Genomic DNA, 22,472 nt, shown 5'->3' with positions numbered 1-22,472 from the left:
TTAGACCCCGCTCATGACTTCCAGAGCCGACCCTCTCGAAACCCTCATCGCCACCGGACAGCAGGCCGTCGCCATCGATACGGTGATGCTGGCCAAACTGACCCAGATCGCGGGCGACTTCGCAGTCAATCTTCTGGTCGCCCTGATCATCCTCGTCGCTACGGTGTTCGCGGCGCGTTGGGCGTCGTCGGCCACCCGCAAGGCCCTCGGCCGCGTACGCGGGTTCCGTCACGACCCGACGGTGCTCAGCTTTGCCGTCCAGGTGGTGCGGGTCCTCGTCTTCCTGATCGGCTTCATCGCCGTCCTGCAGCGGCTGGGTGTGCAGACGACCTCGATCATCGCCGTGCTGGGGGCGGCATCACTGGCCGTGGGTCTGGCTTTGCAGGGTACGCTGTCCAACGTGGCGGCGGGCGTGATGCTGCTGGTGCTGCGGCCCTACAGGGTCGGCGATCTGGTCAACATCGGCGGCAATGTCGGCCAGGTGCAGCGGCTGGACCTGTTCTTCACCCAGCTTTCGGACGCCAACAATGTGAAGATCATGGCTCCGAACGGGAAGGTGTTCGGCGACATCATCCTGAACCTGTCGGGCCAGAAGACGCGCCGGATGGAGCTGAAGATCAGCGTCGGCTACCGCGACAATCTGAATACCGCCCGTGAGGCCCTGGTGCGTGCGGCGTCGAGCATCGAGGCGGTCCTGCCGGATCCGGCGCCCTGGGCCGGGGTGACCGACCTGCTGGACAGTTCGGTCGAGATGACCCTGGCGGCCTGGGCGACGTCCGACGACTACTGGCAGGCCCGGGCGGACGTCTTCCAGGCCGCGAAGGAGGCCCTGGACTCCGCCGGGATCGAGATTCCGTTCCCGCATCAGGTCGCCGTGCCCTATGGCGACGAGGACGTGCCCATGCCGATGGGGGCCGAGGGCCAACGCCGTTTGCGCGGCCGGTCGAATCCCCGCAGCGCCGGCTTCCAGACCCACCCCGACGACGACCAGAACGAGGCCTGATCCGCGATGCGCTATGACTTTGGATCGGACAACACGGCCGGCATGGCGCCCGCCGCCCTGCAGGCGCTGATCGAGGCCAATGCCGGGTTCGCCCGGGCCTATGGGGCGGATGACGTCACCGCCCGCGCGGCCGACCAGATCCGCCAGAGGCTGGATGCGGACGCCGAGATCCGGTTCGTGTTCTCCGGCACGGCGGCCAATGCCATCGCCCTGTCGATGCTGGCCTATCCGCATGAGGCCGTGCTGGCCCACAACGCCGCCCACGTCTGCACCGACGAAACCGGCGCGCCGGGCTTCTTCGGCCAGGGCGTGGGCCTGATCGGCCAGCCGGGCCTGTCGGGCAAGATCGACCCGAAGGCGCTGGAGGCCGCGCTGGACGAACCGGAGGTGGGGCACCGCCAGCCGGCGGCCGCCCTGTCGCTGACCCAGTCCACGGAATACGGCACGGTCTATACCGAAGAAGAGCTGCGCCATCTGATCGAGCCGGTGAAGGCGAGGGGCTATGGCGTCCATCTGGACGGCGCGCGACTGGCCAACGCGGCGGCGGCAGGGTTCGACCTGACCCAGATCGCGCGTCTGGGCGTCGATGTGCTGGTGTTCGGCGGGGCCAAGGCCGGGGGCCTGTGCACCGAGGCCATCGTGATGTTCGACCGGTCTCTGGCCCGGCGGGTCGACAACCGGCTCAAACAGGCCGGCCAGACCGCGTCCAAGGCGCGCTTCCTCGCTGCGCCCTTCCTCGGCATGCTGGAGAGCAACGCCTGGGAGGACGGTGCCGCCCACGCCAACCTGATGGCCCAGCGGCTGGCGGCCGGCATCGCCACACGCTCGCCCTATGCACTGGCCCACCCGGTCGAGGCCAATGCCGTCTTCGTGCGGATGCCGGCCAAGGCCCATGCGAAGCTTAATGCCCTGGGCTGGGCCTGTTACCGCTTCGACGACGGGTCGGTGCGCTTCGTCTGTTCCTGGGCGACCGAAGAAGCGGCGGTGGATGAAGTCATCGAGGCCATCGCGGGCCTTTCGTGAGCCACCGGCGCAGTCCATATCCGTGCGATGGCGCGTGGTGAACGATCGGGACAACGAGGCGGTGGCGGCATAGAGGCGAAGGCGCGGAACGCCGGCGTCGCGGCCGAGCCGCCGGCCGATCCCGCGACGATCCCCGCACTGATGGATCTGATCCGGCTGGTGGGCCGATCCGGCGCGCCACAGCTGCGGTTGCGGCTGGTCGTTTCGATCCTGCTGACCATCGCCGGGAAGGCCCTGGGCGTGCTGGCGCCTCTGGTGCTGGGGGCGGCGGTCAATCATCTGGCGGCGGACCAGCCGACCGGGGTTTCGATCGGGCTCGGATTCGCCGGCTTCGCGGTCGGCTGGGCGATCGTGCGGTTCCTGTCGTCCGCGTCGCCGCAGCTGTCTGACGTGGTGTTCGCCCCCGTGCGGGCGGCGGCGCAGCGGACGGCGGCGACGGAAACCTTCGCCCACGCCCTGAGCCTGTCTCTGGACTTCCACCAGACCAAGCGCTCCGGAGCCCTCTCGCGGACGGTGGATCGCGGATCCCGGTCGGTCGACTTCCTGCTGCGGATACTGGCCTTCAACCTCGTGCCGACGGGCCTGGAGTTGATCCTCGCCGCCGGTGTGCTGGGCGGGGCCTATGACTGGCGGTTCGCGGCCGTCGCGGTGGTGGTGGTGATCGTCTACACGGTCTTCACCTTCTCGATCTCCAACTGGCGGATCGAGCATCGGCGGACGATGAACACGGCCGATACCGAGGCCGCCGGCCAGGTCGTGGACGCCCTGATCAACTATGAGACGGTGAAGTCGTTCGGAGCCGAGACGCGGGCGGCGCTCGGCTACGACCGGGCCCTCGGGGCCTATAACGCTGCGGCGCTGAAGGCCAACAGCTCCCTGGCCCTGCTGAACGCGGTCCAGGCCCTGATCATGAATGTGGGTCTCGGCGTCATGGCCGTGATGGCCGGGTTCGAGGCGGCGGCCGGACGGATGGGGCCGGGCGACGTGACGGCGGCGGTGCTGATCCTGATCTCGCTGTATGCGCCGCTGAACATCCTCGGCTTCGCCTATCGTGAAATCCGCCAGTCCTTCATCGACATGGAGGAGATGCTGAAGGTCACGCGCCAGACGCCGCAGGTCGCCGATGCGCCCCAGGCGCCGGACCTTGTGCGGCCCGAGGGGCAGAACGGTGGAGCGCTGGCGTTCGAGGCCGTCTCCTTCCGTCACGATGCGCGGGCCAACGGGCTGGAGGATGTGTCGTTCACCGTCCGGCCGGGGACGACGACGGCCCTCGTCGGACCCTCGGGCTCCGGCAAGTCGACCATCGTCAAACTGGCTCTGAGGCTGCTCGACCCCCAGGTTGGACGCGTGGTGATCGAGGGGGCCGACGTCCGCGACGTCACCCAAGCCTCCCTGCGCCGGGCCGTCGCCCTCGTGCCGCAGGACGTGGCCCTGTTCAACGACACTCTGGCGGTCAACATCGCCTTCGCCCGCCCTGAGGCGGATGAGGCGGCGATCTGGGCGGCGGCGGAGGCGGCGGAACTGGCCGGATTCATCCGCAGCCTGCCGGACGGGATGGAGACCCGGGTGGGCGAGCGCGGCCTGAAGCTCTCGGGCGGCGAACGTCAGCGGGTCGGCATCGCCCGGGCCCTTCTGGCCGATCCGTGCATCCTGATCCTCGACGAGGCCACCAGCGCCCTGGACAGCCGGACCGAGGCCGCGATCCAGAAGACGCTCCGGAAGGCCAAGGCGGGCCGCACCACCCTGGTCGTGGCGCACCGGCTGTCGACCATCGCCGACGCTGAACAGATTCTGGTGCTGAAGGCCGGGCGGATCGTCGAACGGGGCGCGCACCACGAACTGGTCGCGCGGGTCGGCGGGGAGTACGCCGCCCTGTGGAAGAAGCAGACCCGCGGCGCACGGATCGGTCTGGACGGTGATCGTCAGCCGGCGGATTGAACGGGCCGTGTCGACGGGGCCGGAAGCCTAGCTGGTTCGGCCGATAGCGTAGAAGCGGTCGGACCTCTGTTTGCGCAGTTCGGCCGGCGACAGGGGCAGAAGCTGCTGCAGTTCGTCCCAGACGGCGTCGCCGACCGCTGCGATGGCGGCCTCGCGATTCGAATGGGCCCCGCCGACGGGTTCGGGGATGATCCGGTCGACGATCTTCAGAGCCAGAAGGTCGGGCCCCGTGATCTTCATGGCGTTGGCCGCGTCCTTCGCCCGTGCGCCGTCGCGCCAAAGGATGCCGGCGGCGCCCTCCGGCGAGATGACCGAATAGATCGAATGTTCGAGAATCAGCACGCGGTTGGCGGCGGCCAGGGCGATGGCTCCCCCGGAACCGCCTTCACCCGTGACCGTGGCGATCATCGGCGTGCCCAGGATCAGGCCGCGCTCGGTCGAACGGGCGATGGCCTCAGCCTGGCCGCGCTCTTCGGCACCGAGGCCGGGGTAGGCGCCGGCGGTGTCGACGAAGGTCAGGACCGGCAGGCCGAACCGGTCGGCCATGTCCATCAGGCGCACGGCCTTGCGATAGCCCTCGGGTCGCGCCATGCCGAAATTGTGCGTCAGGCGGGTGGCGGTGTCGTGGCCCTTCTCATGGCCCATGACGACCACGGCCTGACCGCGGAACCGGGCGAGACCGCCGAGGATGGCCTGGTCGTCGCCGAACTGGCGGTCGCCGCGCAGCTCGACATAGTCGGTGAACAGGGCGTCCAGATAGTCGATGAAATGCGGGCGCTGGGGGTGGCGGGCGACCTGGGTCTTCTTCCATGGATCCAGCTCGGCATAGGTCTTCCTGCGAAGCTGCTCGGCCTTCTTGCGCAGGCCTTCGATCTCGGTCTCGAACGAGCCGGAGGTGGCCGCCAGCAGGCCGAGCTCCTCGATCTTGGCCTCCAGATCGGCGATCGGCTTTTCGAATTCGAGATAGTGGGTGGCCATGAGGCGTCCGGAAGGGGCGGGCGAGAAGGCCCAGTCGCAAGGCGGCGGAACCTAGAGATGTCGACGCACCGGGGCAAGCGGGGGTTCAGATCGCTTCGCCGATCCGCAGCCAGTCCAGCACGATGTCATTGGCCGGCACGTCGACATGGGCGGCATGGATCGCGATCGAGCGCCCAGGACGGGCGAGGCTGGAAGGCGGGACGTCAGTGAGCGAAAATCCGAAGCGTGTGCGAAACGTCGACTTCATCTGGCGCACGGAATCGAAGCCCTGCTGGTCCGCCAGGTCCTGGAGGACGGAGGTGGCCCCGCCCCTGGCCCGTACAGCCGCATAAACCCGGTCCAGCTTGCGATGACGGACGTAGGTCAGCACGCCGCCCATGGGCTCGAATGCGCGAAACAGGCTGCTGCGCGACACGCCGATCAGGGTGGCGACCCGCCCGGCGGTCAATTTCCCGTGGCCGATGTGAGTGTCGACAATGTGCATGGCGCGCCGACGGATGGTGCGCTGGACGGCTTCGGTCTGCGCCGGGGTGGGCGCAGGTCCCCTGCGACCCAGAAAGCGTTCGGCGATCACGAACGTGGCCTCGATCGCGGCGACCCCTTCGTCTTCGGTGAGATCGTCGCTGACCTCGACCAGGGTGATCAGGTGCGATGCCACCAACCGGCCCCCGGGGCTCTTCCCCGGCATGATCAGGCCATGAAAATTCGTGGTCAGCAGCCAGTTCGGAATCTGGTGCCGGGGCACCATCATGTTGATCATGTCAATATCGTCGCCGCGGGATCGCGTCGGCTGGTTGAGATCTCGAAACTGGACCGATCCGGGATCGGCCCTGCCATCGCGGCCGTCGAAATCGGCAGCGGCGTTCGAGAAGCTGAGGATCACGCTGATGTGGTCGAGACCCGACCGACGAATAGTGTCGGCATCCCGGACCAGCGTCTGTGCGACAGAGCGCGCCCGACCCACGGTGCTGCCGGCGAACCGCATCATCTTGGTCTGGCTGCTGAAGCCCTTCCGTCCGCGATGCATGACGTCGGAGACGGCGTAAAGTTCGGAGAGCGTCTCGCGATAGATGTCGAACGCCCCCGCATGGGTTTCCGAGGTCACGGACCAGGCGACACTGAGGGGAGTACGTGACCGCGAAATAGTTGACCTCACCGGCTCGCGTTAAAGGTGAGGGCCTGTTGCTTCCTACAGGCGTGTTCGGTCTCGAACAACGATCGAAAGCGATTTCTTCACGATCGACCGTCTGGGCCTCAAGGTTTCAAGGACGGACGCTCAGCGGGTCAAGAGGTCCGCGTCCCAAATCTGGGACGATCGCTGATTGCCCGGCGACACACGCGGCGGCAAAGCATCTCACTGTATTGAGAGGCGATAGCGTCGACGAGCGCGTTACTCGTCGCTGCCGCCGAACATCGGTATTTGTACGCGAGGAAGCTGAAGGTGCAGCGTTCTCCGGAAATCAGTGAGGACGGTATGTTTCGATTTATTCTGGCTGGAATGAGCGCGCTTTGTCTGATGGTGTCAGGCGGTGTCGCGAACGCAGCGCCCGTCACTTACAACTTCAGCGGATCCTTCACCGATGGTCAGGGAGATTTCTCCGGATCCTTCGTTTTTGACGACGCGACCAACCTGGTCACTTCAGGCACCGTTACGGTCACAGCGGGACGGGCGGCCGATTTCGTGAATATCTTTCCGGCAGACAACTTCAGCTTCGTCGGCCAATTCAATACAAGCCGGATAGGTTTCTCTGCCTCGAACCCGGTCGCCGGAAACAGAGGATTCCGGATCATCTTCAATCCGAACCTCGCTTCGGGCGCGCCCGTGGTCACTCAAATCTTCGATGCTGCTTGCGCCGATGCGCCCTGTACCCTGATGACGGCCTATAGCAACACCTACCGCCAGGCGCTCACCGCGACACTGATCCGAGTGCCCAGCGTCACCAGTCTGAGCCCTGCGTCTGGCGCACTTGGCGGCGGAACGATCGTCACGATCACGGGAGCGGGCTTCACGAACGACGCCGGCGTTACGTTCGGGGGAACGGCGGCCAGCAGCGTCACCTATGTGAGTCCGACCGAAATCACAGCCGTGCTGCCGGCGGGCGGTGCTGCGGGCGTGGTTGATGTCGTCGTGACGACGAGCGGGGGGACAAGCCCAAACACCGCCGCCGACGATTTCACCTACGTCGCAGTGGCGGCGCCGGTCCCAACATTGTCGGAGTGGGCGATGATCCTGTTCGGGATGATCCTGGCGGGAGGCGCGGCCTTGTCCTTTCGGCGCCGACAGCCGTCGATCTGAGCTCGCATTTCACGCGGTTCGGGCAAGGCGGAGAGGCAGCGTCCGGTAATCTCTACTCGTCCTTCGCCAGAGGATGATGCCGGTTGACCACCTGGGTCAGCCGGTCGGTGGCGACGTGGGTGTAGATCTGGGTCGTGGCGATGTCGGCGTGGCCGAGCAGGGTCTGGACGACGCGGAGATCGGCGCCGCCTTCCAGCAGGTGGGTGGCGAAGGCGTGGCGCAGGACGTGGGGGCTGACGCGGGCGGGGTCGATTCCGGCGTCGACTGCGGCCTGATCCAGCATCTGGGCGAAGCGACGCGGGGTCAGGTGGCTGGCGGTCGTGCCTGACGGAAACAGCCAGGGGCTGTCGGCCGCTTTCTCGGGGCGGGCAGCGTCGCGAAGGATCAGCCAGGCCTTCACCGCCTCACGCGCCGAGGCGTTCAGGGGTGCCAGCCGCTCCTTGCCGCCCTTGCCGCGCACGATCAGCCAGGCCGGATCGCGGCGTACGGCCTCGACGCGCAGGGCCAGCAGTTCCGACACCCGCAGGCCCGAGGCATAGGCCAGTTCGACGAGGGCGATCATGCGTACGCCCGAGGCGCCGTCGCGTGCGGCGGCGCCGGTCAGCAGGCGGACGACCTCGTCGCGATCGAGAGTGCGCGGCAGGGACCGGCCCTGTTTCGGGGCGTCAAGGCGGCGGGATGGATCGTCCCTGCGCCAGCCCTCGCCCAGGGCGAACCGGTAGAACTGGCGCAAGGACGAACGTCGGCGTGCGGCCGTGGCGGCGGAAAGGCCCCGCGTCGACAGGCCGGCGAACCAGGCCTCGATGGCCGTCTCATCGGCACCCATGAGGCCGGCGGCGCCGAGAGAAGCTTCGGCGTCGGCGAGGTCGCGGGCGTAGGCGCTGAGTGTGTGGGGCGAGGCATCCCGCTCTACGGCCATCATCTCAAGAAAGGCTTCGACCTGCGCGGTGGTCATCGCGTGGAAGCGATCCGTGGGCGCTGGCGAGCGGCGACGCTTGGTGTAGAGACTGAAGCGACCATGGCTTGCCGTACCTCCTCCCGCCGAGACCGATCGTGAGCGCCAGACCTTCGGTGGCCGCGATTCCCGTTCCGACCCGCACCATAGCGCTGGTGGGGTTGATGGGCGTGGGCAAATCGACCGTAGGACGTCGGCTGGCGCAGCGGCTGGGCCTGCCCTTCGTCGATGGCGATGATGCGATCGAGACGGCGGCGCGGATGACCGTGTCGGAGATCTTCGCCCAGCTGGGGGAGCCCGAGTTCCGGGCGGGCGAGGCGCGGGTCATGCGCCGCCTGCTGGAAGGGCCGCCCATCGTGCTGGCGACCGGCGGCGGCGCTGTCCTGAATCCCGAGACGCGTGAGCTGATGAAGGAACACGCGACCTCCGTCTGGCTGAGGGCCGATCTGAATGTGGTGGCGCAGAGGGTGCAGCGCCGCGACACCCGGCCCCTGTTGCGCGGCAAGGATCCCCTCGTGGCTCTGAAGGCGATGGCCGAGGTGCGATACCCCGTCTACGAGGCCACGGCGGATGTCACGGTGGATGTCGGCGCAGGAGCGCATGCCCAGGCGGTCGAGGCGATCCTGTCGGCACTGAACGCCTACTGGACCAGCGGAGCCACGGCATGACGACGGTTTCGGTCTCAGGCGGGTCGTTCGCAGCCTATGACGTCGTGGTCGGACGCGGGCTGCTGGCCGGGGCCGGCGCGCAGATCGCACCGATCGCGCGCGGGCGCACCGTGATCGTCTCGGACGAGACGGTAGCCATGATTCATGGGCCGGCGCTGCAGACCTCGCTGGCGGCGGCGGGCGTCCGGTCGGAGATCGTTGCGGTCCCGGCGGGCGAGGCGTCCAAATCCTTCGCCGAGCTGGAACGGCTGATGGACCGGCTGCTGGCGTCCGGACTGGATCGCAAGGATGTGGTCGTGGCCCTGGGCGGCGGCGTGGTCGGCGACCTCGCCGGCCTCGCCGCGGCCCTCTATATGCGCGGCATCGACTTCGTGCAGGTGCCGACGACCCTGCTGGCCCAGGTGGATTCGTCGGTCGGCGGCAAGACCGCGATCGACACACCGCGCGGCAAGAACCTGGTCGGCGCCTTCCACCAGCCCCGGCTGGTCCTGGCCGATATCGACGTGCTCGCGACCCTTCCGGAGGTCCAGCTGCGCTCCGGCTGGGCCGAGGTGCTGAAGCACGGGCTGATCTGTGACGCGCCGTTCTTCGACTGGCTGGCCGGCGAGGGCGCGGACGGCGTGCGCGGCGATCCGGCGGCGCTGGAGAGGGCCGTGGTGCGCTCGGTCGAGATCAAGTCCGCCATCGTCGGCGAGGACGAGAAGGAGGCGGGGCGCCGCGCCCTGCTGAACCTCGGCCACACCTTCGGTCACGCCATCGAGGCCGAGCTGGGCTTCGAGGCGGCGGCCCTGGCCCACGGCGAGGCTGTGGCGCTGGGGTGCTGCATGGCGTTCCGCTTCTCGGTGCGTCAGGGCCTGTGCGCTGCGGCGGACGCCGAACGGGTCGAGGCTGTCATTGCGGCGGCAGGTCTGCCGTCCCGTCTGGATCAGGCGGGCTCGTTCGAGGCCGAACGGCTCATCGCCCTCATGGCCGGGGACAAGAAGGCCGAAGCCGGGGGAATCACCCTGGTTCTCGCACGGCGAATCGGCGACGCCTTCGTCCAGAAGTCGGTCGATGCGGGGGAGCTGGCGGCCTTCCTGCGGGACGAGGGCGCGGTCTAGTCGATCGCCCGGCACTCCGTCGGCTGGCGTCCGTCGGCGGTCCAGGTGGCGAGGATGCCCTTGCCGCGCAGTTCATAGGCGCTGGCCTTGTACCAGATGCCGTCGGCCGCCCGCTCCTGATACAGATCGACGGCTTCGCCGCTGGAGTTGCGGATCGTCGCCATGGCGCGCGGGTTGTCGAAATCGACCGAAAGGCGTTCGCCGTTGTCGCACAGATAGACGGTGCGGATGACCCGGTTCAGGGCGCGGTCCTGGACCTCGGCGCCCGTACGACGCCGGGCGGTCTGGGCGTCGATCGCGCGCTGGCGCACGGCCTCGCCATCGGTGGGGGCGCTGGCAGGCCGTTGCTGGCTGCAGGCGGCGAGAACGGAGACCGCGGCGGCGATCAGGATCAGGTGACGCATCAATGTCTCTAGCGCGTTACGGTCAGGCTTGGCTAACGGGCCTGGCGGAGCGTCGTTCCCGGAAGAAGCCGCGCAGAAGCGAGGCCGCCTCGTCGGCCAGGACACCGCCCTCGGTTCTCGGGCGCGAATGCAGGGTCGGTTGCTCGAACAGGCGGGGGCCGTTGATCACCGCGCCGCCCTTGGGATCGTCTGCGCCCCAGACCACCCGGCCGATTCGGGCGTGGCTGACGGCGCCCGCGCACATGGCGCAGGGCTCGAGCGTCACATAGAGGGTCAGGCCGGTCAGGCGATAATTTCCGGTCGCCAGAGCCGCTGCGCGCAGGGCCACGATCTCGGCGTGGGCGGTCGGATCATGGGCTGCGACAGGGCCGTTCGCGCCCGTCGCGACGACGGTTCCGGTCGCTTCATCGACCACGACGGCGCCCACGGGCACCTCTCCGGCGTCCGCCGCCGCTTGCGCCAGGTCCAATGCCATGCGCATGAACCGCTCATCATGGCCCGCCATACCGACGACAACGACAAGAAGCCCCGCCCCAGTCAAGCCCCGAGGGCGCACAAGCCGGGCGACCGGCCGAAGAGCGGGTCCGCGCGACCCGGCTCGGCGTCCGCGGCGCAATTCCAGACCGTCACGAAATCGCTCGAAGGCGGTCGCGGCTCGACCGGTCGCGCCTATGCGCCCGACAAGGGCGCGCGGCCGGAGAAGCCGATCAAGGGCAAACGCTATTCCGACGACACCAAAGGTCCCAAGGCCGGCGGCAAGCCTGCCGGCGGCAAGCCGGGCAAGGATGCAGCCCCCGCCGAGCCCAAACGCAGCGAGCGGATCGCCAAGGCCATGGCGCGCGCGGGCATCGCCTCGCGTCGCGAGGTCGAGCGTCTGATCGGCCTCGGCAAGGTGGCCGTGAACGGCCGTATCCTCGACACGCCGGCGACCCTGGTGACCCGGGACGACGTCATCACCGTGGACGGCAAGCCGATCGCGGCGGCCCAGGCCACGCGCGTCTGGCGATACAACAAGCCGGTCGGCCTGCTGACCTCGCACAACGACCCCCAGGGGCGTCCCACGGTGTTCGACGCCCTGCCGAGCGGCCTGCCGCGCGTGATCTCGGTCGGGCGGCTGGACATCAACACCGAAGGTCTGCTGCTGCTGACCAACGACGGCGAGCTGTCGCGGGCGCTGGAGCTGCCGGAAACGGCCCTGGTGCGTCAGTACCGGGCCCGGGCACGGGGTCGCGTCACCCAGGCCGATCTGGACAGGCTGAAGGACGGCGTCACGGTTGAAGGCGTTCGCTACGGCCCGGTCGAGGCGACCATCGACAAGGCCACGACAAAGGAGGACGGCTCCCAGGCCGCCAACCTGTGGATCAGCGTCCAGATCGCCGAGGGCAAGAACCGCGAGGTCCGCAAGGTGCTGGAATCGGTCGGCCTGACCGTCAACCGCCTGATCCGCCTGGCCTACGGCCCGTTCCAGCTGGGAACACTGGCGACCGGATCGGTCGAGGAGGTGGGCCCGCGCGTGATCCGCGAGCTGCTGGGCGAGCACATCCGCCCCGACAACCTGCCCGAGGGCAACACGGTGGCCACGCCGGCCCCGGTTCCGGGTCGCCGCACCGGAACGCCGAAGGTGGCGGGCGTCTCGGGCTCGGCCATGTCGGACCCGTCGCGCAAGCCCAGCCGGGTCCGCGCCGCCGAGGAGGCCCATGTCCAGGGCGTCGAACGCGCCAACCGTCCGCCCAAGAAGGCCGGCTGGGCCAAGGCCGCCCCGCCCAACCCCCGTGGACCGTCGACCAAGGCGCTGTGGAAGCCGCGCGAGGGCTCCGCAGACGGTGAACGACCGGCCCGGGCGTTCAAGCCGCGCGAGGACAAGATCATCGGACCGAAGTCCGCGACCTGGGCCCGCGACGCCGACAGGTCCGGCAAGGACGGACCGAAGCGCGAGTTCAAGCCGCGTGACGGAGCCGCGCCGCGGTCCAGCGGACCGAGATCCGGCCCCGCCGGTCCTCGCTCTGCCGGTCCCCGGACCGGCGGCAAGCCCGGCGGATCACGTGGTCCCTCGCGGGGCTAGCGGAGCCGGCCGCCAGTCACGCGGGCCGTCAGCCAGCCGCTCGATGATCGCGAGCATCACGACGGTGACGAACAGCTCCGGCGCCAGCTGGGACCACTGCGAGTCGCGACCGACCTCCATGGCCGACAGCGGTTCCCAGAACAGGGTGATCATCAGGTTGTTGGCCAGGTGGGCGCCGACCGCGAACTCCAGCCCTCCCAGCCGGATAGCGGCCCAGGTCCAGATTGCGCCCGACAGCGTCCGCGCCACGAAGGCCACCGGGTCCGGGTCCAGGTGAAAGGCGGAGAACAGGATCCCGTTGGCCAGGCAGAGCAGGACGGGATGGTGCAACACCTGGGTCGTCAGTCGTAGCACCACGCCCCGGAATGCCACCTCCTCCGCCGCCGCGGCGATGCAAAGTCCCACGAGGCTGGCCAACAGGAAGACCGGCCGGGTCCAGTCCTCATAAAGGGGGTCGAACAGCGGCGGCGCCCATTCGCTTCCGTTCCACAGATACATCGGGAAAAGGATGGCGCTGAGGCAGGCCATGGCGACGAAGCCGACGCCGAAGTCCCAGGCGTTGAACGCTCGGCCTGGCCACAGGAAGTCCCTCATTTTCCGACCGTAGACCGTCGTCGCGGCTATCAGGATGGCGAGCGCCATAGCGCCGAGGATCATCGCGAGCAGCAACATGTAGCCGTTTTCGTCGAGAAGACGTGTCGGGGTCTCGGGCAGGGCGCCGGCCGGGGCCAGTTCGCTCGGCAGGCCGGGGATCACCCTGACCAGAACCGCCAGGACGATCATCACGACCACCAGCAGCAGCATGGCCAGGCCGAGGAAGCCGATCAGTCTCAGCCACGGGCGGTCCGGCCTGAAGCCGGTGATCATCGGCGATCGACGCGCGAGAGGGACGGCGCGGACAAGGGCTTCGTGGGGAGACATGGGAGACCGTTGCCCGGTCGCGGGGTTTCGGTCCAGAGGTTGCGTGACCGCGACGCTTGGGCGATGGCTGCGACGAACGCCGGGGAGGGGACCATGAGCGACATCGAACACGATCACAGCCACGCGAAGGACAACAGCCTGGACCGGCTGCTGTTCTTCTCCGACGGCGTCTTCGCCATCGCCATCACCCTGTTGTCGATCGAACTGCACACGCCGCACGACTGGGACGGGACGGCGGCTTCGCTGTGGAGCCAGGGCTGGCCGGGCTTCGCGGCCTATGCGCTGAGCTTTCTCGTCATCGGCATCTTCTGGACCTCGCACCGACGGATGTTCACCCAGATCAGGCGCTTCACGACCGGCGTCTTCTTGCTGAACCTGCTTCTGCTCGGCCTCATCGCCCTGATGCCCTACATGACAAACCTCCTCTATATCGATGGACCGAGGGGCGAGGCCTTCCTGATCTATCTGGGCATGGTCAGCATCGTCGGTCTGGTCCAGGGGGCGATGCTGGCCTGGGCGGTGTTCGTGAACCGCGCTGTCGATCCGGCTGTCCACGTCTTCCGGAGGATCACAGCCATCCTGTCCGCCGGCCTTCTTCCGGGTCTGATCTCGGCCGGATCGATGCTGATGTTCGGGGTCGTAGGCGGTGGTGTGGACCTGTGGCTGCCGTCCGCGTTCTTCGTCGTGGCCGCCGTCATCCTGATCACGCGCGGGTGGGCCGAGAAGAGGTACCGTTAGATTGAGAATTGTCGCCGGAAAACTGAAGGGCCGGGCCATCGTGGCGCCGGAAGGACAGGGCACGCGTCCGACCTCGGATCGCGCGCGGCAGGCTGTGTTCAACGTGCTGGAACATGCGGCCTGGGCCGAGCCCCTTCAGGGTGCGCGGATCATGGATCTGTTCGCCGGATCGGGGGCTCTGGGCTTCGAGGCCATGAGCCGGGGCGCGGCCTTCGCCCTGTTCGTCGAGACCGACGAGGCGGCGCGCGGGGCCATTCGCGAGAACGCTGACGCCTATGGGGTGATGGGGGCGACGCGCGTGCATCGGCGCAGCGCCACGGACCTCGGCGTACGGCCTGGCTCGGACGGTGAGGCGTTCGACATCGCCTTCCTCGATCCGCCTTACGGCAAGGGGATGGGCGAGCAATCCCTTCAGCGACTGATCGAAGGAAACTGGCTCAAGCCCGGGGGCCTGGTGGTCTTTGAACGCTGCTCCGACGAGCCGGAGATCGACACGCCCGGCTATGACCGGCTGGACGCGCGCGACTACGGCGCGGCCCGGGTGCTTTTCCTCAAACGGAGCGCTTGACCCTCACGCCGCGTGATGCCCCATAGGTCTGTCCATGCGGAACGACGCGCGCCACACGATCCATACCGTCAGCCAGCTGGCCAGGCTGTCCGGGACCTCGGTCCGGACGCTGCACCACTATGACGCCATCGGATTGCTGAAGCCCGCGACGGTCGGCGAGAATGGATACCGCTACTATGGGCGAACGGAACTGCTGCGGTTGCAGCAGATCCTGATTCATCGGGAGTTCGGGGTCGCCCTCAGCGATATCCCGGCCCTGCTGGACGCCGGAGACCCGGACCGGTTGACGGCTCTGCGCGAGCAGAGGGCGCGGCTGGAACAGGAAGCGGACCGCTATCGCCGTCTGGCCCGGACGATCGACCGCACGATCGCCGAACTGGAAGGACGAGAGACCATTATGGACAAGCAACTGTACGAGGGCTTCAGCCCTGAGAAACAGGCCGGCTACGAGGCCTGGATCGTCGAGAGATACGGCCGGCCCGCCCAGGACCGGATCGACGCCGGGAAGGCGGCGATGGCGGCCATGTCGACCGATGAGCGGCAGGACTGGATGGCGGAGGTCGCGGGGATGGAGGCCGATTTCGCCCGGGCGATGGCGGAGGGGGCGGGCCCGGACGATCCGGCGCTGGACCCGCTGCTCCAGCGACACCACGCCTGGGTCGCACGAACCTGGAAGATGGGCCCGACGGCGGAGGCCTATGCGGGGCTGGGGCGACTGTATGTGGAGAACCCGGATTTCCGCGCACGCTACGAAAGCATCCGCCCGGGTCTGGCGGAATGGATGGCGAATGCGATGGCAGCCTACGGCAAGCGGGTTCTCAGCGCCTGAGCCAGCCCCGACGCCGCGGCCGTGACCTCGGCCCAGGTGACGTCGAAACCGTCGTCGTCGCCGAAATAGGGATCCGTCACCGGCTGGCCCTCGCGACCCGGCACATGGTCCAGAAGCAGGCTGAGCTCCGCGACCGCGCCGGCCGGGGCCAGCCTGCGGAGGTTGGCGAGATTGTCGTGATCGAGCGCGACGATATGGGTGAAGCGGCGGAAATCCGCCGCCTTCACCTGCCGGCCCTGATATCCCGAGATGTCGATGCCGTGGCGGGCGGCGACCGCGCGGGCGCGGGGGTCGGGCGGATCGCCGACATGCCAGTCGCCGGTTCCCGCCGAGTCCACGATCAGGTCGAGCCCCAGCCGCGCGGCCTCGGCGCGCAGGGCGGCCTCGGCGAGGGGCGAGCGACAGATGTTGCCGAGGCAGACGAACAGTACGGAGGGCATGAGGGGAGATAGGGCATCGCCAGGCTGTCGGCAAAGGTCGGTCTGCGGCAGTGGCCTCAACCGTCCGCCTGCAAACAGCTCTGCAGACGACGCGTTACGTCCCGCGCATGTGACAGCCTCTCGGTCAGCAGGGGCCAGCGGTTCCAGCTCTCGGCGAAGGCAAGGATGTAGGAGAGTTGGGCGAAGACGGCGCCCGGTGTGACGCCGGGCGTTGCAATCAGCGCCAACGTGCCGACGATCAGCGCCAGAAGCACAATCCAGTTCAGCAGATAGACCCCGATTTCTGCATCCGAGCGCGCCACCCGCAATCCGCGCCGCTCCGTCAGATGAGCGCGCAGGCTCCCCGGCCGGGACTGGTTCAGCACATCAAGCTCACACTCGGTCCGGTCATTCAGGGCGGTGTTCAGCCGCTCGACCTTGCCGGCATAAAGCCTGTCCATGCCGATGAGGGCTACAGTCGCGACAAGCGCCCCAAGGCCCACCCTCCAGTCGTACAAGGCGGAAACGAGCAGTGAGCCGACGCCCGCCGTGACGGCGGCAAGGCCTTCGGGCACGCTGCGTTCATAGGTCTGGACGACCTCATGGACCTGACGCAGCCGGGCGACCTTCACACCCGGCGGGTCGGGCGCCGACATCACAGCCTGCGACAGCCGCTGTTCGGCTGTGGCGAACACCCGGGTGTCATAGAAGCGGCGCAGGGCCCCGCACAGCAGGACGGCCGCGACCCCTCCGGCCAGCAGGAACAGGCCGCTCCGGTCCGAGGCCAGCAGCCGATCGATCGTCAGGCCGATGAGGGCCGGCAGGGCGAGAAGCGAGATCTCCTCGATCAGCAGCAGACCATAGGCGAGCAGGACCCTCAGCCGCTCGGGCCAGAAAAGGGTCAGCGAGGATGCCGTCATGGCGCCACCGTTCCGGGCGGGGCGAGCAGCAGACGCAGGCGGTCCCGCCACGAGCCGGCCGCCTTCAGATCCCGCCACAGGGTCCCGATCTCGGCGGTATGGACCGTCCACAGGTGGGAGGAGCCGATGGGCGTCGTCAGGCCATAGACCGGCTGTTCGCCCTCCGGTTCCCAGGTGCCGAACAGCCGGTCCCAGACGATCAGAATACCGCCGTAGTTTTTGTCGAGATAATGATCCTGCGAGCCGTGGTGGACGCGGTGATTGGCCGGAGAGTTGAACACCCGGTCAAACCAGCCCAGCCGTCCGATCGTCTCGGTGTGAAGCCACTGCTGATAGCCCACCATCACTCCGAAAGAGGCCGCCACCAACAACGGATCAAAGCCGGTCAGCACGGCCGGCAGGTAGAACCACGGCGAGATGAATCCGTCCGTGAATGACACCCTCAGCCCGGTCGTCTGGTCGAACTGATGCGACGAATGATGCACCGAGTGGGACACGGCCCAGATTGAGCGGACCCGGTGGGCGATGCGGTGATCCCAGTAGAACAGGAAGTCGACCAGCAGCAGGCATAGCAGGGCGCTCCACCATGTCGTGGGAATGCGCCAGGGCGTCAGGGCATCGGCCGTGGTCATGAGCGCGGAGACGAAGGCGAGCACCAGACCGCTGGTGGCCAGGGCGGGCAGCAGGACCCCTGCGCTGGCTGCCATTTCTTTGAGGGCCGCGATGTTGAGAGACCGCCGGCGCGACCACAGCTCGATCGGCAGCATGATCAGGATGGCCGCAGACAGCGCTGCGGCCATGGCTTCGAACAAGGAAATGACCGTCACGTCTGTACCTTTCAATGAGTGAGCGCTCACGTTTTGACGTGTGGAATAATGCGTGTCAACAGAAAGTGAGCGTTCGTTCAATAAATGGAGAACTGTCTTGCGTACTGCTGACCCCGACCTTCACCGACGTCGATCGGGCGAGATCGCCTCAGCAGCCGCACGCGTGTTTCTGGCCAAGGGATTTCACGGCGCCAGCATGCAGGACGTGGCGCGTGAGGCGGGCGTGAGCATGGGTCTGCTGTATCGCTATTTTGAGGACAAGGCGGCGCTCATTGCAGCAGCGGCCACCATCGATCGAGCGCCCTTGCTGGCCAAGATCGCAGCTCTGGTGGACATCGCAGATCCGGTTGCCGGCCTCGAAAGCCTTCTGGTGGACATGGTCAATGTTGCGGGCGAACCGGGCTATATCGACCTCGTCACCGAGGTCGCCGCCGAAGCCTGTCGCAATCCCCGCGTCGCCGCCGTCCTTCAGGAAGACGAGCAGGCGCTGCACACGGCCCTGGTCGCCGCCCTGGCATCGCACCAGGCCGCTGGACGGCTTGGCACCGATGCCGATCTGGCTGCGTTTGCATCCCTTTATCTGACCCTTGCCGACGCCCTCGCGCTGCGGCTCCGCTTCGAGCCTGGACGGTCCATCACCGCACTGATTGGTGCATTCTTGCCGTCGATCAGGACGCTGCAGCCCTAGTCTCGTCGGCCCGCCCCCTCACCGCCTTCCGAACAGCTTCTCCAGATCGTTGAGCTTCAACTCCACATAGGTCGGTCGCCCGTGGTTGCACTGGCCGGAGTGGGGCGTCGCCTCCATCTGCCGAAGCAGGGCGTTCATCTCCGGAGCCGACAGTACGCGGCCTGCGCGGACGGAGCCGTGACAGGCCATGGTGCCGCACACCTCGCCCAGACGCTCGGACAGGGCGAGGGCCGCGCCGTGCTCGGCCAGGTCGTCGGCGATGTCACGGATCAGGCCCTGGACGTCGGTGTCGCCCAATAAAGCGGGCGTCTCGCGGACCAGCACGGCCCCGCCGCCGAAGGGTTCGACGATCAGGCCCAGCTGCGCCAGTTCGTCGGCGCGGGCGACGACCCGGTCGGCCTCGGCCGGGTCCAGTTCGACCACCTCGGGGGTCAACAGGGCCTGACGGGTGACCGAGCCCTCGGCCATCTGGGTCTTCATCCGCTCGTAGACCAGGCGCTCGTGGGCGGCGTGCTGGTCGACCACCACGATGCCGTCGCGGGTCTGGGCGACGATATAGGTGCCGTGGACCTGGGCGCGGGCGGCGCCGAGGGGGAAGTCGATCAGGTCGACCGGCCGCGCATCAGTGGCGAGTGGCGAGTGGCGCGTGGCGAGGTTGGTGGGGTCGAGGCCTTCGAACCGCACCGACCGCTCGTTCAGTCCGGGCAGGACGCCGGTTCCCGTCGCCGGGGCCGGGCTGGAGGTCCAGCCGGCCCAGCCGCTGAATCCGGCGGCCGAGGGCGAGGACGGGCTCCAGGCCGTTCCCGAGTGGGCCGTGAACCCGGCCAGGACGTTATCCGCCACAGTGGTCGAGGCCCGGTGGCCGGCGGCGTGGAGGGCGTGGCGCAGGGCCCCGACGATCAGGCCGCGCACCAGGGCCGGGTCGCGGAACCGGACCTCGGCCTTGGCGGGGTGCACGTTGACGTCGACGAACAGGGGATCGATCTCGAGGAACAGCACCGCCGCCGGATGGCGGTCGCGGGCCAGGAAGTCGGCATAGGCCCCGCGCAGCGCGCCCTGAAGCAGCCGGTCGCGGACGGGGCGGCCGTTGACGAACAGATACTGGTGCCCGCCATTGCCGCGAGAATAGGTCGGCAGGCCGGCATAGCCCGACAGGCGGATACCCTCGCGCGACTGGTCGATCAGCAGGGCATTGGCCTCGAAATCCCGGCCGAGCAGGGCGGCCAGGCGTTTCAGACGACCCTCGTCGCCGGGATGTTCGGCGGGCAGGCGCAGGGTCGTCCTGCCGTCGAGATCGAGGGTGAAGGCGACGCCCTCGTGCGCCATGGCCTGACGCTTTATCTCTTCCGAGATGGCCATGGCTTCCGACCGCTCGGACTTCATGAACTTGAGCCGGGCGGGCGTGGCGTAGAACAGGTCGCGGACCTCGACGCGGGCGCCGTGGGGGCCGGGGAAGCCGGCGGGGGCGACCGGCCGCTGGTCGCCGCCCTCGACGGTGATCTGGTGGGCGTCTCCGCCGGGCGCGCGGCTGGTGATCGTCAGGCGGGCGACCGAGCCGATCGAGGGCAGGGCCTCGCCCCGGAACCCCAGGGTCGAGATGCGGAGCAGGTCGACGTCGCCGGCGTCGTCGGGCTCCAGCTTCGAGGTCGCATGCCGCTCGACCGCGAGGGCGAGCTGATCCGGGGCCATGCCGTGACCGTCATCGGCGATCAGGATGCGCGACAGGCCGCCGCCGTCCGCCTGTATTTCGATCCGGGTCGCGCCGGCGTCGAGCGCGTTCTCGACCAGCTCCTTGATGGCGCTGGACGGCCGTTCGACCACCTCGCCGGCGGCGATGCGATTGACGGTCTCGGGCGGGAGGCGACGGATGGGCATGGGATTCGTGATCCTAGCGCCTAAAGCCTGCGAGGTCGTCAGATCACATGTCTTGCTCCCGGCGAAAACCGGTGTAGCGGTATGCCCCAAGGTCCGCGTCGGGCCTGGGGAGACCTGATCATGTCCATCAAGCTTCTGTCGGCGGCCGCTGCGCTCGCCTTCACCTTCGTCGCCTCCAGCGCCTCGGCCCAGACCGGTCCGCTGGACTTTACCCTGGCCAACACCACCGACGGCGTCGTCGTCCAGATCTTCATCTCCGTGCCTTCCACGAATGACTGGGAAGAAGACATCCTGGGCAGCGAAGTCGTCGGCAGCGGTGAGAGCGTGCACGTCACGATCAACGACGGTCTGGAAGACTGCGAATACGACATCAAGGTCGTGTTCAACGACGACACCCCTGACCTGGTCGTCATGGGAGTCGACTTCTGCGCGGTCAACGGCGAGACCCTGACCCTCGGCTGAGGCTGGACTTTGGACGACGGCCGGGGCGGAAGTCCCGGCCGTTTTCAATTGCGAGGACGCCTGTGAAACCCGCCCCCAACTGACCGAGCGTCAGGCGAAATGGTTCGCCACGGTGAAGGCGTATTTCGAGACCCGGACCGGCCGATCTCTCGAGGCTTGGGTCGAGATCATGACTTCAGAAGCCGGGGATTTGGCATAGCGTCTGTTGCACCACTTTACCGTGTCTGCCTTCTGGACCCTGGCCTTTGCCGGCGTCCGGTGAAGTAGGGAATGTGCAGAAGTGCTGCCGCTCGACCATTCGACCGGGCGGCAGCCGAGACAACTGTCCGAGGCAAGCCTATGGTTCGACGCAATCGGCGTAGAGAGCAGGGTCGGCGCACACCCATTCAGCGCCATTCCAGAAGCAGCCTGCAATGATCAGACAATAGGTAGGGTCGGGGGACCTAGCCTGGACCGAGACGGGCATCAAAGCAGTGGCGACGACCAGCCCTAGCATGATCTTCTTCAGCATGGTGTTTCTCCATCGACAGCGGGATGCTGTCGATGGGAGGGAACCATTATCAAGACGACCAGGGGTAGTAGGAAAAAAAGTGATTGCCCGCATGGCGGTTCTGCTTGCATCTCAACCGCAGGATAGGGATCACTGCTTTCGTGTTGAACGGGAGACTTTTGACCTGCTGCCTGAGAGTTCTGTTTGCCGAAGATATCGCCAGCGGCGGCGTGGCTGATTCGCCCTCGATTTAACGGGGCTGGCCGCTACCAAGCCACGCAACCGGGCCTGAGGAAACCGCCATGCTGACCGCTTTGCTCGTCGTGCTGCTGGCCACTGCGCCGATTCCCCCGCCGTCGCGTGAGACGGTGCAGGAGGTGCCGCCGGTTCAGGCACGAACCGGTCAGGCGGACGAGACCGCTGAGCCAGCACCGGACCTGCTTGAGGACGTTGTGGTCGAAGGGCGGCCGCTCGCCGAGGCCACCACGGACTTCATCGACCGGATTGCGGCTCCGGCTCGGGGTCGAGGGGCGGCGACCTGGTATCGAACCGTCTGTATCGGGGTAGGCAATCTGGAGCGGAACGCGGCGGAATTCGTCATCGACCGGATCTCAACGGTGGTCGAAAGCGTCGGCCTGACTCCCGGGCGGCCCCGCTGTGAGCCACGCGTCTTCATCGTCTTCGCCAGCGATGCGGACGCCGCAGCGCGCGATCTTGTGGAGGCCCGAGGACGGCAGTTTCGGATCGGCGTTTCAGGCACAGACCTTGGCGATGAGGCGCTTGAGGCGTTTCAGACCTCCGACAGACCCGTCCGCTGGTGGCAGTCCAGCATTCCGATCAACTCCGGCACGGGTCGTGTGGTTTCCCGGCTTCCCGGGCAGGCTCCATTCTCTGCGGGGCCAGAGCTCCGCCGGCCATCGGATTTCGGCCCGCAGGCCATCACCGACGGCGCTTCCCGAATCCGCAACCCTGTTCGTGACGACCTGTCCCAGGTGATCATCATCGTCGACATCGACCGGGTGGCGGGCGTCGATCTGGGGGCGCTGGCGGACTATCTGGCGCTCATCAGCCTGGCCCAGATCGATCCGGCGCTCGATCCCGGTCCCTATGACACGATCCTGAGCCTGTTCTCGGATGGGGGCAGTCCGCCGCCGGGTCTGACCGACTGGGACCGGGCCTTCCTGCGTGGCCTGTATTCCGCCGAACAGACCGACGAAAGCCCCCGTTCCCGCCTCGGCGAGGTCGCCACGGGCATGGCTCGTATCGTGCGGGGACAGCAGGCGGGCGAGGATGAGGCTGACTAGGAAG

At 67.7% G+C, this 22,472-nt stretch carries 24 protein-coding genes; 13 read left to right on the top strand and 11 right to left on the bottom strand.

Features of this window, described 5'->3' with window-relative positions; translation table 11 throughout:
* Positions 1-13: 13 nt before the first annotated feature.
* From Q0044_RS09290 to Q0044_RS09280, 3 genes are read left to right on the top strand one after another with little or no spacing between them, the layout of a single operon-like run.
* Entirely contained in the window at positions 14-1,003 is a 990-nt protein-coding gene (locus Q0044_RS09290; RefSeq protein ID WP_298161664.1) for a mechanosensitive ion channel family protein, read from the top strand.
* A gap of 6 nt (positions 1,004-1,009) precedes the next feature.
* The gene (locus Q0044_RS09285) at positions 1,010-2,026 is read left to right on the top strand and encodes a threonine aldolase family protein (RefSeq protein WP_298161662.1); all 1,017 of its coding nucleotides are present in this window, start codon (positions 1,010-1,012) and stop codon (positions 2,024-2,026) included.
* 27 nt (positions 2,027-2,053) lie between these two features.
* Complete coding sequence (locus Q0044_RS09280; RefSeq protein ID WP_524536157.1) at positions 2,054-3,964, top strand: ABCB family ABC transporter ATP-binding protein/permease; 1,911 nt, start codon at positions 2,054-2,056, stop codon at positions 3,962-3,964.
* 27 nt (positions 3,965-3,991) lie between these two features.
* On the opposite strand, the gene Q0044_RS09275 is transcribed toward Q0044_RS09280, so the two are convergent.
* A complete protein-coding gene (locus Q0044_RS09275) occupies positions 3,992-4,942 on the bottom strand; it encodes an acetyl-CoA carboxylase carboxyltransferase subunit alpha (protein ID WP_298161660.1) in 951 nt (316 codons plus the stop codon).
* Between the two features lie 85 nt (positions 4,943-5,027).
* Complete coding sequence (locus Q0044_RS09270; protein ID WP_298161658.1) at positions 5,028-6,047, bottom strand: AraC-like ligand-binding domain-containing protein; 1,020 nt, start codon at positions 6,045-6,047, stop codon at positions 5,028-5,030.
* Between the two features lie 336 nt (positions 6,048-6,383).
* Between Q0044_RS09270 and Q0044_RS09265 the strand changes: the two genes are divergently transcribed.
* Positions 6,384-7,238, top strand: a complete 855-nt coding sequence (locus tag Q0044_RS09265) for an IPTL-CTERM sorting domain-containing protein (protein ID WP_298161656.1) — start codon at positions 6,384-6,386, stop codon at positions 7,236-7,238.
* A gap of 52 nt (positions 7,239-7,290) precedes the next feature.
* On the opposite strand, the gene Q0044_RS09260 is transcribed toward Q0044_RS09265, so the two are convergent.
* Positions 7,291-8,193, bottom strand: coding sequence for a site-specific tyrosine recombinase XerD (locus Q0044_RS09260; protein WP_298161654.1), 903 nt, complete (start codon positions 8,191-8,193; stop codon positions 7,291-7,293).
* Positions 8,194-8,261: 68 nt separating this feature from the next.
* Here Q0044_RS09260 and Q0044_RS09255 point away from each other — a divergent pair, with 68 nt between their 5' ends.
* Together Q0044_RS09255 and aroB are read left to right on the top strand one after the other, a co-directional pair.
* Positions 8,262-8,861, top strand: a complete 600-nt coding sequence (locus Q0044_RS09255) for a shikimate kinase (RefSeq protein WP_524536156.1) — start codon at positions 8,262-8,264, stop codon at positions 8,859-8,861.
* Positions 8,858-9,961, top strand: a complete 1,104-nt coding sequence (aroB, locus tag Q0044_RS09250) for a 3-dehydroquinate synthase (protein WP_298161649.1) — start codon at positions 8,858-8,860, stop codon at positions 9,959-9,961. Before Q0044_RS09255 ends, aroB begins: the two co-directional genes overlap by 4 nt.
* Here the strand turns inward: aroB and Q0044_RS09245 are convergent.
* Complete coding sequence (locus Q0044_RS09245) at positions 9,958-10,365, bottom strand: MliC family protein (RefSeq protein ID WP_298161647.1); 408 nt, start codon at positions 10,363-10,365, stop codon at positions 9,958-9,960. The genes aroB and Q0044_RS09245 overlap by 4 nt on opposite strands.
* 22 nt (positions 10,366-10,387) lie before the next feature.
* Entirely contained in the window at positions 10,388-10,846 is a 459-nt protein-coding gene (gene tadA, locus Q0044_RS09240; protein WP_298161644.1) for a tRNA adenosine(34) deaminase TadA, read from the bottom strand.
* A 12-nt stretch (positions 10,847-10,858) separates the two neighbouring features.
* On the opposite strand from tadA, the gene Q0044_RS09235 reads away from it, so the two are divergent.
* On the top strand, positions 10,859-12,427 hold the full coding sequence (locus tag Q0044_RS09235; RefSeq protein WP_298161642.1) for a pseudouridine synthase: 1,569 nt from the start codon (positions 10,859-10,861) through the stop codon (positions 12,425-12,427).
* On the opposite strand, the gene Q0044_RS09230 is transcribed toward Q0044_RS09235, so the two are convergent.
* A complete protein-coding gene (locus Q0044_RS09230) occupies positions 12,404-13,348 on the bottom strand; it encodes a CPBP family intramembrane glutamic endopeptidase (RefSeq protein WP_298161640.1) in 945 nt (314 codons plus the stop codon). The two genes, Q0044_RS09235 and Q0044_RS09230, sit on opposite strands and share 24 nt — an antisense overlap.
* A gap of 93 nt (positions 13,349-13,441) precedes the next feature.
* Here Q0044_RS09230 and Q0044_RS09225 point away from each other — a divergent pair, with 93 nt between their 5' ends.
* The 3 genes from Q0044_RS09225 to Q0044_RS09215 are packed head-to-tail and all read left to right on the top strand — an operon-like array spanning position 13,442 to position 15,483.
* Entirely contained in the window at positions 13,442-14,086 is a 645-nt protein-coding gene (locus tag Q0044_RS09225; protein WP_298161638.1) for a TMEM175 family protein, read from the top strand.
* Position 14,087: 1 nt separating this feature from the next.
* Entirely contained in the window at positions 14,088-14,654 is a 567-nt protein-coding gene (gene rsmD, locus Q0044_RS09220) for a 16S rRNA (guanine(966)-N(2))-methyltransferase RsmD (RefSeq protein WP_298161636.1), read from the top strand.
* A 34-nt stretch (positions 14,655-14,688) separates the two neighbouring features.
* The gene (locus Q0044_RS09215; RefSeq protein WP_298161634.1) at positions 14,689-15,483 is read left to right on the top strand and encodes a MerR family transcriptional regulator; all 795 of its coding nucleotides are present in this window, start codon (positions 14,689-14,691) and stop codon (positions 15,481-15,483) included.
* Here Q0044_RS09215 and Q0044_RS09210 read toward each other — a convergent pair.
* From Q0044_RS09210 to Q0044_RS09200, 3 genes are read right to left on the bottom strand one after another with little or no spacing between them, the layout of a single operon-like run.
* The gene (locus Q0044_RS09210; RefSeq protein WP_298161633.1) at positions 15,456-15,923 is read right to left on the bottom strand and encodes a low molecular weight protein-tyrosine-phosphatase; all 468 of its coding nucleotides are present in this window, start codon (positions 15,921-15,923) and stop codon (positions 15,456-15,458) included. The genes Q0044_RS09215 and Q0044_RS09210 overlap by 28 nt on opposite strands.
* Positions 15,924-15,979: 56 nt before the next feature.
* A complete protein-coding gene (locus Q0044_RS09205) occupies positions 15,980-16,822 on the bottom strand; it encodes an ABC transporter six-transmembrane domain-containing protein (protein WP_298161632.1) in 843 nt (280 codons plus the stop codon).
* Complete coding sequence (locus Q0044_RS09200) at positions 16,819-17,649, bottom strand: sterol desaturase family protein (RefSeq protein WP_298161630.1); 831 nt, start codon at positions 17,647-17,649, stop codon at positions 16,819-16,821. The genes Q0044_RS09205 and Q0044_RS09200 overlap by 4 nt, the downstream gene beginning before the upstream one ends.
* Before the next feature lie 97 nt (positions 17,650-17,746).
* Between Q0044_RS09200 and Q0044_RS09195 the strand changes: the two genes are divergently transcribed.
* A complete protein-coding gene (locus Q0044_RS09195; protein ID WP_298161629.1) occupies positions 17,747-18,337 on the top strand; it encodes a TetR/AcrR family transcriptional regulator in 591 nt (196 codons plus the stop codon).
* A gap of 18 nt (positions 18,338-18,355) precedes the next feature.
* On the opposite strand, the gene mutL is transcribed toward Q0044_RS09195, so the two are convergent.
* Positions 18,356-20,212 (bottom strand): DNA mismatch repair endonuclease MutL, encoded by a 1,857-nt coding sequence (gene mutL, locus Q0044_RS09190; RefSeq protein WP_298161628.1) that lies wholly within the window; start codon positions 20,210-20,212, stop codon positions 18,356-18,358.
* Positions 20,213-20,332: 120 nt separating this feature from the next.
* On the opposite strand from mutL, the gene Q0044_RS09185 reads away from it, so the two are divergent.
* The gene (locus Q0044_RS09185; protein WP_298161626.1) at positions 20,333-20,674 is read left to right on the top strand and encodes a hypothetical protein; all 342 of its coding nucleotides are present in this window, start codon (positions 20,333-20,335) and stop codon (positions 20,672-20,674) included.
* Positions 20,675-21,011: 337 nt separating this feature from the next.
* On the opposite strand, the gene Q0044_RS09180 is transcribed toward Q0044_RS09185, so the two are convergent.
* Entirely contained in the window at positions 21,012-21,185 is a 174-nt protein-coding gene (locus tag Q0044_RS09180) for a hypothetical protein (protein WP_298161625.1), read from the bottom strand.
* Positions 21,186-21,466: 281 nt separating this feature from the next.
* Here Q0044_RS09180 and Q0044_RS09175 point away from each other — a divergent pair, with 281 nt between their 5' ends.
* Positions 21,467-22,468 (top strand): hypothetical protein, encoded by a 1,002-nt coding sequence (locus Q0044_RS09175; RefSeq protein WP_298161624.1) that lies wholly within the window; start codon positions 21,467-21,469, stop codon positions 22,466-22,468.
* Positions 22,469-22,472 lie beyond the last annotated feature (4 nt).

Source organism: Brevundimonas sp. (genome assembly GCF_027484365.1).
GTDB lineage: Bacteria > Pseudomonadota > Alphaproteobacteria > Caulobacterales > Caulobacteraceae > Brevundimonas.
This window is presented reverse-complemented; position numbering and strand designations above follow the sequence as displayed.

Bases quoted from the DNA above. Each gene is read 5' to 3' on its own strand.
- Q0044_RS09290 (WP_298161664.1), top strand. From the start codon at position 14: ATGACTTCCAGAGCCGACCCTCTCGAAACCCTCATCGCCACCGGACAG.
- Q0044_RS09285 (WP_298161662.1), top strand. From the start codon at position 1,010: ATGCGCTATGACTTTGGATCGGACAACACGGCCGGCATGGCGCCCGCC.
- Q0044_RS09280 (WP_524536157.1), top strand. From the start codon at position 2,054: ATGGCGCGTGGTGAACGATCGGGACAACGAGGCGGTGGCGGCATAGAG.
- Q0044_RS09275 (WP_298161660.1), bottom strand. From the start codon at position 4,942: ATGGCCACCCACTATCTCGAATTCGAAAAGCCGATCGCCGATCTGGAG.
- Q0044_RS09260 (WP_298161654.1), bottom strand. From the start codon at position 8,193: ATGACCACCGCGCAGGTCGAAGCCTTTCTTGAGATGATGGCCGTAGAG.
- aroB (WP_298161649.1), top strand. From the start codon at position 8,858: ATGACGACGGTTTCGGTCTCAGGCGGGTCGTTCGCAGCCTATGACGTC.
- Q0044_RS09245 (WP_298161647.1), bottom strand. From the start codon at position 10,365: ATGCGTCACCTGATCCTGATCGCCGCCGCGGTCTCCGTTCTCGCCGCC.
- tadA (WP_298161644.1), bottom strand. From the start codon at position 10,846: ATGCGCATGGCATTGGACCTGGCGCAAGCGGCGGCGGACGCCGGAGAG.
- Q0044_RS09235 (WP_298161642.1), top strand. From the start codon at position 10,859: ATGGCCCGCCATACCGACGACAACGACAAGAAGCCCCGCCCCAGTCAA.
- Q0044_RS09230 (WP_298161640.1), bottom strand. From the start codon at position 13,348: ATGTCTCCCCACGAAGCCCTTGTCCGCGCCGTCCCTCTCGCGCGTCGA.
- Q0044_RS09225 (WP_298161638.1), top strand. From the start codon at position 13,442: ATGAGCGACATCGAACACGATCACAGCCACGCGAAGGACAACAGCCTG.
- Q0044_RS09215 (WP_298161634.1), top strand. From the start codon at position 14,689: ATGCGGAACGACGCGCGCCACACGATCCATACCGTCAGCCAGCTGGCC.
- Q0044_RS09210 (WP_298161633.1), bottom strand. From the start codon at position 15,923: ATGCCCTCCGTACTGTTCGTCTGCCTCGGCAACATCTGTCGCTCGCCC.
- Q0044_RS09205 (WP_298161632.1), bottom strand. From the start codon at position 16,822: ATGACGGCATCCTCGCTGACCCTTTTCTGGCCCGAGCGGCTGAGGGTC.
- mutL (WP_298161628.1), bottom strand. From the start codon at position 20,212: ATGCCCATCCGTCGCCTCCCGCCCGAGACCGTCAATCGCATCGCCGCC.
- Q0044_RS09185 (WP_298161626.1), top strand. From the start codon at position 20,333: ATGTCCATCAAGCTTCTGTCGGCGGCCGCTGCGCTCGCCTTCACCTTC.
- Q0044_RS09180 (WP_298161625.1), bottom strand. From the start codon at position 21,185: ATGCTGAAGAAGATCATGCTAGGGCTGGTCGTCGCCACTGCTTTGATG.
- Q0044_RS09175 (WP_298161624.1), top strand. From the start codon at position 21,467: ATGCTGACCGCTTTGCTCGTCGTGCTGCTGGCCACTGCGCCGATTCCC.